Below are 13,926 nucleotides of genomic sequence, written 5' to 3' on the forward strand. Positions count from 1 at the left end.
GAAAAACGTATGAGCACACAATCAAGCGGTCTGTTCGCGCGCCTGGCGCAGGGCAGCCTCGTTAAACAAATTCTGGTCGGACTGGTGCTGGGTATTCTGCTGGCGATGGTGTCAAAACCTGCGGCGGAGGCCACAGGGCTGCTCGGTACCCTTTTCGTTGGCGCACTGAAGGCCGTGGCACCGGTACTGGTTCTGATGCTGGTCATGGCGTCGATTGCCAACCACCAGCACGGACAAAAAACCAACATTCGCCCCATTCTGTTCCTGTATCTGCTGGGAACCTTCTCGGCTGCCTTAACGGCCGTGGTGTTTAGCTTCCTGTTCCCGTCCACGCTGCACCTGACCAGCGGGGCCGGTGACATCACGCCGCCATCCGGCATTGTCGAAGTGCTGCGCGGACTGCTGATGAGCATGGTTTCTAACCCCATCACCGCGCTGATGAGCGGAAACTACATTGGCATCCTGGTCTGGGCGATTGGTCTGGGCTTCGCGCTGCGTCACGGTAACGACACCACGAAAAACCTGGTCAACGATCTGTCCAACGCCGTCACCTTTATGGTGAAGCTGGTGATTCGCTTTGCGCCAATCGGCATTTTCGGGCTGGTCTCCTCTACGCTTGCAACCACCGGTTTCGACGCGCTGTGGGGCTATGCGCAGCTGCTGGTTGTGCTGGTCGGCTGTATGCTGCTGGTGGCGCTGGTGATTAACCCGCTGCTGGTGTTCTGGCAGATCCGCCGTAACCCGTATCCGCTGGTGCTGACCTGCCTGCGCGAGAGCGGCGTGTATGCCTTCTTCACCCGCAGCTCTGCGGCGAATATTCCGGTGAACATGGCGCTGGCGGAAAAGCTGAACCTGGACCGCGATACCTATTCTGTATCGATCCCGCTGGGTGCAACCGTGAACATGGCGGGCGCGGCAATCACCATTACCGTGCTGACCCTGGCGGCGGTGCATACGCTGGGCATTCCGGTGGATCTGCCAACCGCGCTGCTGCTGAGCGTCGTAGCGTCGCTGTGTGCCTGTGGTGCATCCGGCGTGGCGGGCGGTTCGCTGCTGCTGATCCCGCTGGCGTGTAATATGTTCGGCATCCCGAACGAGGTTGCAATGCAGGTCGTGGCCGTCGGCTTTATCATCGGCGTACTGCAGGACTCCTGCGAAACCGCGCTGAACTCCTCTACCGACGTGCTGTTTACCGCAGCGGCCTGTCAGGCGGAAGACGCGCGTTTAGCGAAGAACGCCCTGCGAGGTTAACAGCAAAACGGCAACCCTGAGGTTGCCGTTTTTAGTGTTTGTAGCCTCTCTCCGTGGGAGAGGCTCAGGGTGAGGGCATCTGGCCGCACCGGTTAAAGCGTCACACCACTCTTAAAGATCGCCAGCTCGCGGAAGTCGTTCTTCTCGTTACAGGTCTGCTTGCCGTTAGCAAATTCCACGATAGTGTCCACGAACTCCGTCAGCAGCTGCGGCATGGCTTTACCGTGAATCAACTGGCCCGCATCAAAGTCGATCCAGTGCTTTTTCTTTGCCGCCAGCTCGCTGTTGGTGGCGATTTTCACCGTCGGCACAAAACCGCCGTACGGCGTGCCGCGACCGGTACTGAACAGCACCATATGGCAGCCGGCACCCGCCAGCGCGCTGGTGGCGACCGCATCGTTGCCCGGTGCGCTCAGCAGGTTCAGACCGTGCGTTTTCAGGCGCTCGCCGTAGCGCAGAACGTCGACCACCTGGCTCGCGCCCGCTTTCTGGGTGCAGCCGAGGGATTTCTCTTCCAGCGTGGTGATCCCGCCCGCTTTATTGCCCGGCGACGGGTTCTCGTAAATCGGCTGATTGTGGGCGATGAAGTACTGTTTGAAGTCGTTCACCATGGTGACGGTCTTCTCAAAGGTCTCTTCGTCGCGGCAGTGGCTCATCAGAATACGCTCCGCGCCGAACATTTCAGGCACTTCGGTCAGCACCGTCGTGCCGCCGTTGGCAATCACGTAATCCGAGAAGCGGCCCAGCATCGGGTTGGCAGTAATACCGGAAAGGCCATCAGACCCGCCGCACTCCAGCCCAAACTTCAGCTCGCTCAGCTTGCCCGGCTCGCGCCTGTCGTGACGCATCACCTCATAAAGCTGGTGTAGCTGTTCAACGCCCGCTTCCACTTCGTCGTCCTGATGCTGGCACACCATAAAGTGTACTCGCTCAGGATCGAACTCGCCCAGCGTGTCGCGGAAGGCGTCCACCTGATTGTTCTCGCAGCCCAGGCCAATCACCAGCACCGCGCCCGCGTTTGGATGACGCACCATGTTCTGCAGCATGGTGCGGGTGTTAATGTGGTCGTCACCGAGCTGGGAACAGCCGTAGGTGTGACTAAACAGATGCACGCCGTCAGTCCCTTCGGCACTGTTGGTCTCTTTCAGAAAACGCGTCTGGATCTGACGCGCGATGCCGTTGACGCAGCCGACGGTCGGGAGGATCCACAGCTCGTTGCGGATCCCCACGTCACCGTTGGCGCGACGGTAGATCTGCACCTCACGATCCGCCGCCTGACGCTCTTCCGCGGGTAAATCAGGTTGATAGCTGTACTCGTCCAGATCGCTCAGATTGGTGCGGGTATTGTGTGAGTGAATGTATTCACCCGGCGCAATATCCGCCAGCGCATGGCCGATGGGCAAACCGTACTTCACCACGTTCTCCCCTTTCGCAATGGGGATCAGGGCAAACTTGTGTCCACGAACGATCGCCTGACGCAGGGTGACGCTCTGGTTATCAACGGTCACCACGTCGCCTTCAGCGAGATCCGTCAGCGCGACGGCCACGTTATCCAGCGAATGGATTTTGATGTATTGCATATCAACCTCAAACGGCCTTAGTTCAGTTCAATGGCGAAGTAGTCACGCGCATTGTTAAAGCAGATGTTTCTCACCATTTCGCCCAACAGCTGGATATCCGCTGGCGCTTCGCCCGCGTGTACCCAGCGGCCAATCATCTGGCACAGAATGCGGCGGAAATATTCATGACGGGTATAGGACAGGAAGCTGCGGCTGTCGGTCAGCATGCCGACAAAGCGGCTCAGCAGACCCAGCTGCGCCAGCTGCGTCATCTGACGCTCCATGCCGTCTTTCTGATCGTTAAACCACCAGCCGGAACCGAACTGCATCTTGCCCGGCATCCCTTCGCCCTGGAAGTTGCCGACCATGGTACCCAGCACTTCGTTATCGCGCGGGTTCAGGCAGTACAGGATGGTTTTAGGCAGCAGGTTTTGTTCGTTCTGTTTGCTCAGCAGTTTTGACAGCTCTTCCGCCAGCGGACGGTCGTTGATGGAGTCGAAGCCTACGTCAGCACCGATCAGTTTGAACTGGCGCTGGTTGTTATTGCGCAGCGCGCCAATATGGTACTGCTGTACCCAGCCGCGACGCGCGTATTCCGCACCGAGGAATACCAGCACCGCCGTTTTGAACTGCGCCACTTCGTGCTCGCTTAAGACTTCGCCAGAGAGACGACGCGCCAGAATGCTGTCCAGCTCGGCTTCGTTTGATTCCGCAAACAGCACCACGTCCAGCGCGTGGTCAGACACTTTACAGCCGTGCGCCGCGAAGTGATCCAGACGTTTGGTCAGCGCGGTTTGCAGATCGGTGAAACGACGGATGTCGGTATCCGACACTTCCGCCAGCTTCGCCATGTAGTCGGTGAAGGTGGCCTGCTCAATGTTGAAGGCTTTGTCCGGGCGCCAGCTTGGCAGCACTTTGATATCGAAAGAGGTGTCTTTCGCGACAACGGCGTGATGTTCCAGGGAGTCAATCGGATCGTCGGTGGTGCCCACCATCTTAACGTTCATCTGCTTCATGATGCCGCGCGCGGAGAAGTTATCCTGCGCCAGCAGCGCGTTGCAGCGATCCCAGATTTCATCCGCGGTCGTTGGGGAGAGCAGCTTGCCGGTGATGCCAAACGGACGGCGAAGCTCAAGATGGGTCCAGTGGTAGAGCGGGTTGCCGATGGTGTGCGGAACGGTTGCCGCCCAGGCGTCAAATTTCTCGCGGTCGGTCGCATCGCCGGTACACAGGCGCTCGGCCACGCCGTTGGTGCGCATGGCACGCCATTTGTAGTGGTCACCCTTCAGCCAGATGTCATACAGGTTTTTGAAGCGATAATTTTCGGCAACCTGCTGCGGCGGTAAATGGCAGTGGTAGTCGAAAATCGGCTGGTCTTTTGCATAGTCGTGGTAAAGGCGGCGAGCAAATTCGGTATCTAACAGAAAATCTTCGGTCATAAACGGCGTCATTATCGTCTTCCTCATTACGGGAGCGCAGAAAGCGTATGTTCATATGCTGCAAAGTTATCACACCAATTTCCACCAACCGAAGCTTTTTTCGTGAGTGAGATCAATAAACGCCAACAAATAAATTACCCTCAATGGAGTAAACCCTTCTGCAGACCGCGCCAATTCTGGCTTTGCGCGCGAAGATTAATGTCCCCACAAAGAATCATACATTTGTGATGTCACTCACCTTTTAAAGTTGTATGACAAGTTATCTTTTCGCCGTCGCAAACACTCAGCCGACGGAATGCATTACCGGTGTGAGAGACATCGGGTTTAACGGTACGGATACCGACTTATGCACGCTTACTTATGGCAAGGTTCGGGCCGTTCCGGGACATGCTCCTGGTTACGCCCCTCCCGTTACACAACTGCTCCCGGAAACGGTTGAGAGGTTGCCGTGCTCTGGCGCGGAAATAACATAACGATGAGGTTTTAGATGCGTAAAATTAAAGGGTTACGTTGGTATATGATCGCGCTGGTGACGTTAGGCACCGTGCTGGGCTACCTGACGCGTAACACCGTGGCAGCAGCAGCGCCAACGTTGATGGAAGAGCTGCATATCTCCACGCAGCAATACTCCTACATCATTGCCGCCTATTCCGCGGCTTATACCATCATGCAGCCTGTTGCTGGCTATGTGCTGGATATTCTCGGTACCAAAATCGGTTATGCCTTCTTCGCCATCGCCTGGGCGGTGTTCTGCGGCGCAACCGCGCTGGCAGGCAGCTGGGGTGGACTGGCGCTGGCGCGCGGTGCGGTCGGTGCGGCAGAAGCCGCGATGATCCCGGCGGGTCTGAAGGCCAGCTCCGAGTGGTTCCCGGCGAAAGAGCGTTCCATTGCCGTCGGCTACTTCAACGTGGGCTCGTCCATCGGGGCGATGATAGCGCCGCCGCTGGTGGTGTGGGCCATCGTGATGCACAGCTGGCAGATGGCGTTCATCATCTCAGGCGTGCTGAGCTTTGCCTGGGCGATGGCGTGGCTGGTATTCTATAAACACCCGCGCGATCAGAAAAAGCTCTCTGAAGAAGAACGCGAATACATCATTGGCGGTCAGGAAGCGCAGCATCAGACCAACAACGGCAAAAAAATGACCGTCTGGCAGATCCTGGGCACCCGTCAGTTCTGGGGTATCGCTCTGCCGCGTTTCCTGGCTGAACCAGCCTGGGGGACCTTTAACGCGTGGATCCCGCTGTTCATGTTTAAAGTGTACGGCTTTAACCTGAAAGAGATCGCGATGTTCGCCTGGATGCCAATGCTGTTCGCTGACCTGGGCTGTATCGTGGGCGGCTACCTGCCACCGCTGTTCCAGCGCTGGTTTGGCGTGAACCTGATTGTTTCCCGCAAAATGGTGGTGACCATGGGCGCGCTGCTGATGATTGGCCCGGGCATGATTGGCCTGTTCACCAGCCCGTACGTCGCCATTGCCCTGCTGTGCATCGGTGGCTTTGCTCACCAGTCCCTGTCGGGCGCGCTGATTACGCTCTCTTCTGACGTCTTTGGTCGTAACGAAGTGGCAACCGCCAACGGCCTGACCGGCATGGCCGCCTGGACCGCGAGCACCATGTTTGCACTGGTGGTCGGCGCGCTGGCGGATACCATCGGCTTCAGCCCGCTGTTCGCGGTGCTGGCGATCTTCGACCTGATGGGTGCGGTAGTTATCTGGACGGTGCTGAAAAGCAAATCGGCAGAGGAGCTGGCGAAAGAGTCCCTTGGCAAACCGGCTACGCAGAGTTAGCGAAAATGCGTTTCGCCGAAGCCGCCTCCGGGCGGCTTTTTTAATGGCAAAATCTGGAGAGTGGCACGCAAAAGTGGTATAACAAATCATCTGCCGTACCCTGCCTGGAGCGCATATGGAAATCACCGAACCACGTCGTTTGTATCAACAACTTGCTGCGGAGCTGAAAGATCGCATCGAGCAAGGGGTCTATCTTGTCGGTGATAAACTTCCCGCCGAGCGCTTTATCGCGGATGAAAAAAGCGTGAGCCGCACCGTGGTGCGTGAAGCAATTATCATGCTGGAAGTGGAAGGCTACGTTGAGGTGCGCAAAGGCTCCGGCATTCACGTGATTTCTAATCTGCCGAAACACTCTCCCGTCGCGGATGAAAGTCTTGAATTCGCCAGCTATGGCCCGTTTGAGCTGCTCCAGGCTCGCCAACTGATCGAAAGCAATATTGCTGAGTTTGCGGCGACGCAGGTGACCAAGCAGGACATCATGAAGCTGATGGAAATCCAGGAGAATGCCCGTAAGGAAAAATGTTTCCGCGATTCAGAGTGGGATCTTCAGTTCCACGTTCAGGTCGCCCTGGCAACCCAAAATACGGCCCTGGCGGCAATCGTAGAAAAAATGTGGACTCAGCGCGTTCACAACCCGTACTGGAAAAAACTGCACGACCATATCGATTCCCGTACCGTCGACAACTGGTGCGACGATCACGACCAAATCCTTAAGGCGCTGATTCGTAAAGATCCACATGCCGCCAAGCTGGCGATGTGGCAGCACCTGGAAAACACCAAGCAGATGCTGTTCAACGAAACCAGCGATGACTTCGAATTTAACGCTGACCGCTATCTTTTTGCCGATAATCCTGTTGTTCATCTCGATACGGCGTCCAGTGCCTCAAAATAGATGACCTTTCTGCTGGCAGGCGCTACGTTGCGCCTTCCGGCTTCAGTGGGTAAGCAAAACATATATAGTGTCAGCCTTTGTAAATCCCCTCGCTCACTTCCTGGGCTTACGCCAAAATCAACTCACGCCTGCAAATTCTGTGACGCAGAACGTTGGGCTTTGTTACAATTGGATTCAATTCCTTATTTTGTAAGTTAGTGCTTGCTAACCAGCCAATTAACAGGGAACAGTGTTGGCCACACCGCAATGTGTCCGCGAGCGACCATAATGAAATCACAACAATGTCGCCGTGCTGTTTGTCCCGGATAACAGGCGTGACGTTAACCGATTTCCAGGAACACTGAATGGAACTTTTGACCCAACTACTGCATGCCCTCTGGGCGCAGGATTTTGAAACGCTGGCCAACCCTTCCATGATTGGCATGCTCTATTTCGTCTTGTTTATGATCCTGTTCCTTGAGAACGGCTTGCTGCCTGCTGCCTTCCTGCCCGGTGACAGTTTGCTGGTGCTTGTCGGCGTGCTTTGCGCCAAAGGGGCGATGGCGTTTCCACAAACCATTTTATTACTGACCGTTGCGGCCAGCCTCGGCTGCTGGGTGAGCTATATTCAGGGACGATGGCTGGGCAATACCCGGATCGTCCAGAACTGGCTCTCTCATCTTCCCGCACATTATCACCAGCGGGCGCACCACCTTTTCCACAAGCACGGGCTTTCCGCACTGCTGATTGGCCGCTTTATCGCCTTTGTTCGCACCCTGTTGCCGACCATTGCCGGTCTGTCAGGGTTGAGCAGCGCCCGCTTCCAGTTCTTTAACTGGATGAGCGGCCTGTTATGGGTGCTTATTCTGACGACGCTGGGCTATGCGCTGGGGAAAACCCCGGTCTTCATGAAATATGAAGACCAGCTGATGTCCTGCCTGATGCTGCTGCCCGTTGTGCTGCTGGTCTTCGGCCTGATTGGCTCACTGGTCGTGCTGTGGAAAAAGAAATACGGAGCCAGAGGCTAACGATGGCTATCTCACCGCTCGCCCTGCGCCGTTTTGCCGTTGCCGTGATTACGCTGATCGTCCTCAGCGCCATGCTGCTGGCATGGAGCGCGCTTTCGCATCAGGAATCGACGCTGGCCATCCGCCCGGTAAACCAGGGTGCCAGCGTGCCTGACGGTTTTTCTGTCTGGCATCATCTGGACGCGAACGGGATCCGCTTCAAGAGCATTACCCCGCAGGATGACGTTTTACTGATCAAGTTTGATTCCCGTGCGCAAAGTGCCGCCGCGAAAGTGGTTCTCGACCGTACGTTGCCGCACGGGTATATCATTGCCCAGCAGGAAGATGAGAGTCAGCCAGCTGCCTGGCTCTCATTGATTCGCGATACGTCGCATCGGTTCGGATAACTTCCAGGATTCCGAATCTTTTCACTCACTTTGGTGAATCCCCCGTTTACTTACTATGCTTAAGTACGTGGAGCACCCCTCAATGTACTCCGCATAACTTTGGATAGCGGCTTATGCCGCCACACAATGGAAGGTTTCGATAATGAAATTCCGCATGACTCTGGCTCTGGCCCTTTTTTCTTTAAGCACAGCATCCTTCGCAAACTCTCTCTGTCATGAGAAAGAACAGGATATTCAGCGTGAGATCGGTTATGCCGAAAAGCATAACAATCAGCACCGTGTTGATGGTCTTAAAAAAGCGCTTAGCGAAGTGAAAGCGAACTGTTCAGACAGCAAGCTTCGTGCCGACCACCAGAAGAAAATCGCTGAACAGAAGGACGAGATAGCCGAGCGCCGTCGCGACCTGCAGGAAGCGAAAGAGAAAGGGGATGCGGAAAAAATTGCCAAGCGCGAGAAGAAGTTGAAAGAAGCGCAGGATGACCTGAAAGCGCTGGAAGCTCGCGATTATTGAGTTAACGGAAATCTCAACAGGAGAGAGAATCATGTCAAAAGATACGACGTCTGAACATCTGCGCGCTGAACTGAAATCCCTGGCCGATACCCTTGAAGAGGTGCTGAACTCCTCTGCTGACAAGTCAAAAGAAGAGGTCAGCAAGCTGCGCAGCAAGGCGGAGCAGGCGCTGAAAGAGAGCCGTTATCGCCTGGGTGAAACCGGTGATGCGCTGGCGAAACAGACCCGCGAAGCGGCTGCCCGCGCGGACGAATATGTGCGTGATAATCCATGGACGGGTGTAGGGATTGGTGCCGCAGTGGGTGTGGTACTGGGTGTCCTTCTGACGCGTCGTTGATATGGAAGATCCTCGTCACGCACAAGGGCCTGCTAACAACGTCCTCGGCATCGGCCAGCGTATTTTAACGACGCTGGTCGGGATTGCCGAAACGCGCGTCCGGCTGGCAGTGGTCGAGCTGGAAGAGGAGAAAGCGAACCTCTTCCAGATGCTGCTGATGCTCGGACTGACCATGCTCTTCGCCGCGTTTGGTCTGATGAGCCTGATGGTGTTAATCATCTGGGCCATTGACCCGCAGTATCGTCTTAACGCGATGATTGCCACCACCGTCGTTCTGCTGGTCGCAGCGTTGATAGGCGGTATCTGGACGCTGCGTAAAGCGCGCAAGTCCACTTTCCTTCGCCATACGCGTCAGGAGCTGGCGAACGATCGCGCTCTGCTGGAGGATGACAAGCCGTGAGCGATAAAGCGGAACGTCAGAAGCGAAAAGCGTACCTGTTAAGTCAGATCCAGCAGCAACGGCTGGATCTGTCTGCCAGCCGCCGCGACTGGATTGACGCGACGCGACGGTTTGACCGCGGCTGGAACACCTTCCTGAGCCTGCGCTCATGGGCGCTGGTCGGCAGCAGCGTGATGGCTATCTGGACGGTTCGTCATCCAAATATGCTCATCCGCTGGGCACGCCGTGGATTCGGCGCCTGGAGCGCCTGGCGTCTGGTGAAAGCCACGTTGCGACAGCAGCAGCTGCGGTGATAAAAGCAAAACGGTAACTCAGGTTACCGTTTTTTGTTTTTGCGCCCTCTCCCCGTGGGAAAGGGTTGGGTGAGGGCACCAGCGCGCACGCCCTTTACTCAATATCTTTGAAGAAGATTGACAGTTTTCCTTGCTAACAATTACCACCCGCCCCGTTTATTATCCTCTCCATCGACAGCAACGCCGCGGTATCTACCCGGAATTGCAGACAAATAATGTTCAGCCGCTCATGTGGTTTCCTGGAGAGTAAAATGAAAAAATTAGAAGATGTTGGTGTACTGGTAGCGCGTATTCTGATGCCAATTCTGTTCATCGTGGCAGGTTGGGGAAAAATCACCGGTTATGCGGGTACCCAGCAGTATATGGAAGCCATGGGCGTTCCGGGGTTCCTGCTGCCGCTGACCATTCTTCTTGAGTTCGGCGGCGGCCTGGCGGTACTGTTCGGCTTCCTGACCCGTACCACCGCACTGTTTACCGCAGGCTTCACCGTGCTGACAGCGTTCATCTTCCACAGCAACTTTGCGGAAGGCGTGAACTCTCTGATGTTCATGAAAAACCTGACCATCGCGGGTGGCTTCCTGCTGCTGGCCGTCACTGGCCCGGGCGCATACAGCATCGACCGCGTTCTGAATAAGAAATGGTAAGCACGCTATACTGAATGAACACAAAGCGAGGAGACATCTCCTCGCTTTTGCTATCTGACGGAGGAGAAAAATGGGACAACTCGTAGACGGCGTATGGCAGGATGTCTGGTATGACACCAAATCCACCGGAGGTCGCTTCAAGCGCTCAGTTTCGGCCTTCCGTAACTGGCTGACCGCCGACGGTGCGCCGGGCCCGAGCGGCGAAGGCGGCTTCGCGGCTGAGAAAGACCGTTATCATCTTTATGTTTCGCTTGCCTGCCCGTGGGCACACCGCACGCTGATTGTGCGCAAGCTTAAAGGTCTCGAATCCTTAATTCCGGTTTCGGTCGTGAACCCGCTGATGCTGGAAAACGGCTGGACGTTTGACAGTGATTTCCCCGCGGCGACCGGCGACGATCTTTACCACCACGATTTCCTTTACCAGCTCTATCTGCGCGCCGATCCTCACTACACCGGGCGCGTTACCGTGCCGGTGCTGTGGGACAAGAAAAACCAGACGATTGTCAGCAATGAGTCTGCGGAAATCATCCGCATGTTCAATACCGCCTTTGACGCGCACGGCGCCCGTGCCGGAGATTACTATCCGGTTGAGCTGCGTGAGAAAATTGACGAGCTGAACAGCTGGATTTACGACAACGTCAACAACGGTGTCTACAAGGCCGGTTTCGCCACCAGCCAGGAAGCGTATGACGAAGCGGTCGGAAAGGTGTTTGAATCGCTTGAGCGTCTCGAGCAGATCCTGGGCCAGCATCGCTACCTGACGGGCGATCGCCTGACGGAAGCGGATATTCGCCTGTGGACCACGCTGGTTCGCTTCGATCCGGTCTATGTCACCCACTTTAAGTGCGACAAGCACCGCATCAGCGATTACCTGAACCTGCATGGTTTCCTGCGCGACATCTACCAGATGCAAGGGATCGCCGAAACGGTCGACTTCGACCATATTCGCACCCACTATTTCCGCAGCCACAAAACCATCAACCCAACGGGCATTATCTCCATTGGGCCGTGGCAGGATCTGGATGAACCTCACGGGCGCGACGTCCGATTTGGCTAAATATTAAGGGCATCAACAGATGCCCTTTTTTAATTCACAATCTCCATCTATCCTTACCTCGATCGCTTAGAAAACAAGTGATTGACTGACTAATGAGGCAAGGAAAATGGACTGGTATTTAAAAGTACTGCGTAACTACATTGGATTTGGTGGCCGCGCCCGCCGCAAAGAGTACTGGATGTTCGTTCTGGTGAACTTCGTCCTGATTATGGTGCTGGGCATCGTGGATAAAATTCTTGGCTGGGAGCGGGCTGGCGGTGAAGGCGTACTGACCACCATCTATGGCCTGTTAGTCCTGCTGCCATCGTGGGCGGTACTGTTCCGTCGGCTGCACGATACCGATCGTTCGGCGTGGTGGTTACTGCTGCTGCTGATCCCGATTGTGGGCTGGATCGTGATTTTGATCTTCAACTGCCAGAGCGGGACGCCGGGCGAAAACCGCTTTGGTCCGGATCCTAAGATCGGCGCGTAAATTACTGCCCGGTGGCGCTTACGCTTACCGGGCCTGTACGCTTATTTGTTGTGGTGCGCAAAGAGCTTTGGAATTTCTCGCAGGCACCACGATTTGGCTTCGCCCATGCTGTCGCGACGCCATGCCATAATGATATCCACTTCGCTGGTGTACTCCGGGCTCACGACACGCAGTCGCCCTTCCGCAATATCTTTTTCCACAAAGGGGTACGGCATTGTCGCCACGCCCAGACCGGCCAGCAGCGCCTGCCTTTTGTCTTCCAGCGAAGTTACCGTCAGACGAGGCTGCTTATCCAGAAGCTGCACCGTCAGCACCGGACGCTCGCGCGCGGTATCCGCTACCGCCACGCCGCGATACTTCACGCGCGTCACTTCAGAGAGCGGCTCCGGCTCCTGATGAATCGGGTGGTTGGGTGCGGCAACGTAAACGTTCATCACGCTGTAGAGCTTGCGCGAGTTGATTTCCGACGATGAGCGGAAGTGCATGTCCGGGGCGATGACAATATCCGCCCTGCCCGTCTCCAGACGTTCCCACGCGCCTGCCAGCACCTCGGTGATGATGGACAGCTGCGTATTAGCCTTCGCCGCCAGGCGGTCCACCAGCGGGAACAGCGCTTCAGTCGGCACCAGCGCTTCGGTAACTAACGTCAGATGGGTTTCCCAGCCGCGCGCCAGCGCTTCGGCGTCCGTCGTGAGCTTGTCCGCCGCTTCCAGCAGCACGCGGCCGCGCTCCAGCAGCATTCGCCCCACGTTGGTGAATTTTGTTCGATGACCGGAGCGGTCAAACAGCACCACGTCCAGCTCTTCCTCCAGCTTCTGCATGGTGTAGCTTAGCGCAGACGGAACGCGCCCAAGCTCATCTGCCGCCGCCGCAAAACTGCCGCGCCGGTCAATCGCGTCCATGACGCGAAGCGCCTCAAGCGTCAATGCTCTCTCTTTAGCCATCTCGTTCTCATTCAGGAAATTTGAACATACCGGGCAGAATATCTGGCTAACAATGCAGCGTCCATACCTTTACCATTGTTTTAGTGTAAAGAGAGGTCAAGTTTATGATTACGACAAGAACAGCTAAACAGTGCGGACAAGCCGATTTCGGTTGGCTGCAGGCCCGCTACACCTTTTCCTTTGGACACTACTTTGACCCTAAACTCCTCGGTTACGCTTCATTGCGCGTGTTGAATCAGGAAGTGCTCGCCCCGGGCGCCTCCTTCCAGCCGCGTACGTACCCGAAAGTCGATATCCTGAACCTGATCCTGGAAGGCGAGGCAGAATACCGCGATAGCGAGGGCAATCATGTCCAGGCAAAGGCTGGCGAAGCGTTGTTAATTTCCACGCAGCCGGGCATCAGCTACAGCGAGCATAACCTCAGCAAAGATAAAACGCTGACCCGCATGCAGCTGTGGCTGGACGCCTGCCCCGAGCGGGAAAATCCGCTGGTACAGAAGTTAGATTTAACGGGCGATAAACAGCAGCTGATTGCATCACCGGACGGCAGTAAAGGTAGCCTGCAGCTGCGCCAGCAGGTGTGGCTGCACCATATCGAACTGAAGAAAGGTGAACAGGCGAGCTTCCAGCTTCATGGTCCGCGCGCCTATTTGCAGTCTATTCACGGTACGGTGCATGCGGTGACGCACACGGAAGAGAAAGAAGCGCTCACCTGCGGCGACGGGGCGTTTATTCGTGATGAAGCGAATATCACGCTGGTGGCGGATACGCCGCTGCGCGCGCTGCTGATTGATTTACCGGTTTAGAGAATGCCCTCACCTTAACCCTCTCCCAATGGGAGAGGGAACCGATCAAGCCACGGCAGAATCATCCGGCGCCGTTCGCGACGTACGAAATCACGCTGCCAGCGAGGCGGCGACCAGCGCAATTCGGGTCATTTTCATCATC

Annotated in this window: 16 protein-coding genes; 13 read left to right on the top strand and 3 right to left on the bottom strand. The window is 56.1% G+C overall.

Features of this window, described 5'->3' with window-relative positions; translation table 11 throughout:
• Nucleotides 1-9: 9 nt before the first annotated feature.
• Nucleotides 10-1,251, top strand: coding sequence for a serine/threonine transporter SstT (gene sstT, locus F0320_RS18710; protein ID WP_126329221.1), 1,242 nt, complete (start codon nucleotides 10-12; stop codon nucleotides 1,249-1,251).
• Between the two features lie 92 nt (nucleotides 1,252-1,343).
• Here the strand turns inward: sstT and F0320_RS18715 are convergent, their stop codons facing one another.
• The gene (locus tag F0320_RS18715) at nucleotides 1,344-2,831 is read right to left on the bottom strand and encodes a UxaA family hydrolase (protein WP_126329220.1); all 1,488 of its coding nucleotides are present in this window, start codon (nucleotides 2,829-2,831) and stop codon (nucleotides 1,344-1,346) included.
• Nucleotides 2,832-2,848: 17 nt separating this feature from the next.
• Complete coding sequence (uxaC, locus tag F0320_RS18720) at nucleotides 2,849-4,261, bottom strand: glucuronate isomerase (protein WP_126329219.1); 1,413 nt, start codon at nucleotides 4,259-4,261, stop codon at nucleotides 2,849-2,851.
• A 475-nt stretch (nucleotides 4,262-4,736) separates the two neighbouring features.
• On the opposite strand from uxaC, the gene F0320_RS18725 reads away from it, so the two are divergent.
• The 11 genes from F0320_RS18725 (at nucleotide 4,737) to F0320_RS18775 (ending at nucleotide 12,034) form a co-directional block, all read left to right on the top strand.
• Complete coding sequence (locus F0320_RS18725) at nucleotides 4,737-6,035, top strand: MFS transporter (protein WP_023309287.1); 1,299 nt, start codon at nucleotides 4,737-4,739, stop codon at nucleotides 6,033-6,035.
• A 115-nt stretch (nucleotides 6,036-6,150) separates the two neighbouring features.
• Nucleotides 6,151-6,927, top strand: a complete 777-nt coding sequence (exuR, locus tag F0320_RS18730; protein ID WP_126329218.1) for a transcriptional regulator ExuR — start codon at nucleotides 6,151-6,153, stop codon at nucleotides 6,925-6,927.
• A gap of 344 nt (nucleotides 6,928-7,271) precedes the next feature.
• Entirely contained in the window at nucleotides 7,272-7,934 is a 663-nt protein-coding gene (yqjA, locus tag F0320_RS18735) for a DedA family general envelope maintenance protein YqjA (RefSeq protein ID WP_008503144.1), read from the top strand.
• A 2-nt stretch (nucleotides 7,935-7,936) separates the two neighbouring features.
• The gene (mzrA, locus tag F0320_RS18740) at nucleotides 7,937-8,320 is read left to right on the top strand and encodes an EnvZ/OmpR regulon moderator MzrA (protein WP_048974671.1); all 384 of its coding nucleotides are present in this window, start codon (nucleotides 7,937-7,939) and stop codon (nucleotides 8,318-8,320) included.
• Between the two features lie 142 nt (nucleotides 8,321-8,462).
• The gene (locus tag F0320_RS18745; protein WP_047652751.1) at nucleotides 8,463-8,831 is read left to right on the top strand and encodes a DUF1090 domain-containing protein; all 369 of its coding nucleotides are present in this window, start codon (nucleotides 8,463-8,465) and stop codon (nucleotides 8,829-8,831) included.
• A gap of 31 nt (nucleotides 8,832-8,862) precedes the next feature.
• Complete coding sequence (locus tag F0320_RS18750; RefSeq protein WP_008503141.1) at nucleotides 8,863-9,168, top strand: DUF883 family protein; 306 nt, start codon at nucleotides 8,863-8,865, stop codon at nucleotides 9,166-9,168.
• A gap of 1 nt (nucleotide 9,169) precedes the next feature.
• A complete protein-coding gene (locus F0320_RS18755; RefSeq protein WP_014885329.1) occupies nucleotides 9,170-9,568 on the top strand; it encodes a phage holin family protein in 399 nt (132 codons plus the stop codon).
• Nucleotides 9,565-9,861, top strand: coding sequence for a YqjK-like family protein (locus tag F0320_RS18760; protein ID WP_014885330.1), 297 nt, complete (start codon nucleotides 9,565-9,567; stop codon nucleotides 9,859-9,861). The genes F0320_RS18755 and F0320_RS18760 overlap by 4 nt, the downstream gene beginning before the upstream one ends.
• A gap of 251 nt (nucleotides 9,862-10,112) precedes the next feature.
• Nucleotides 10,113-10,505: a DoxX family protein gene (locus F0320_RS18765; RefSeq protein WP_023309292.1), complete on the top strand. Its 393-nt coding sequence runs from the start codon at nucleotides 10,113-10,115 to the stop codon at nucleotides 10,503-10,505.
• A 70-nt stretch (nucleotides 10,506-10,575) separates the two neighbouring features.
• On the top strand, nucleotides 10,576-11,562 hold the full coding sequence (locus F0320_RS18770; protein ID WP_047652750.1) for a glutathione S-transferase family protein: 987 nt from the start codon (nucleotides 10,576-10,578) through the stop codon (nucleotides 11,560-11,562).
• Between the two features lie 106 nt (nucleotides 11,563-11,668).
• Entirely contained in the window at nucleotides 11,669-12,034 is a 366-nt protein-coding gene (locus F0320_RS18775) for a DUF805 domain-containing protein (RefSeq protein ID WP_023615581.1), read from the top strand.
• Between the two features lie 41 nt (nucleotides 12,035-12,075).
• Here F0320_RS18775 and yhaJ read toward each other — a convergent pair whose 3' ends face one another.
• On the bottom strand, nucleotides 12,076-12,978 hold the full coding sequence (gene yhaJ / locus F0320_RS18780; protein WP_008503135.1) for a DNA-binding transcriptional regulator YhaJ: 903 nt from the start codon (nucleotides 12,976-12,978) through the stop codon (nucleotides 12,076-12,078).
• 104 nt (nucleotides 12,979-13,082) lie between these two features.
• On the opposite strand from yhaJ, the gene F0320_RS18785 reads away from it, so the two are divergent.
• Entirely contained in the window at nucleotides 13,083-13,784 is a 702-nt protein-coding gene (locus tag F0320_RS18785; RefSeq protein ID WP_023309295.1) for a pirin family protein, read from the top strand.
• The last annotated feature ends 142 nt before the right edge of the window (nucleotides 13,785-13,926 follow it).

This window comes from Enterobacter dykesii (assembly GCF_008364625.2).
Lineage (GTDB): Bacteria > Pseudomonadota > Gammaproteobacteria > Enterobacterales > Enterobacteriaceae > Enterobacter > Enterobacter dykesii.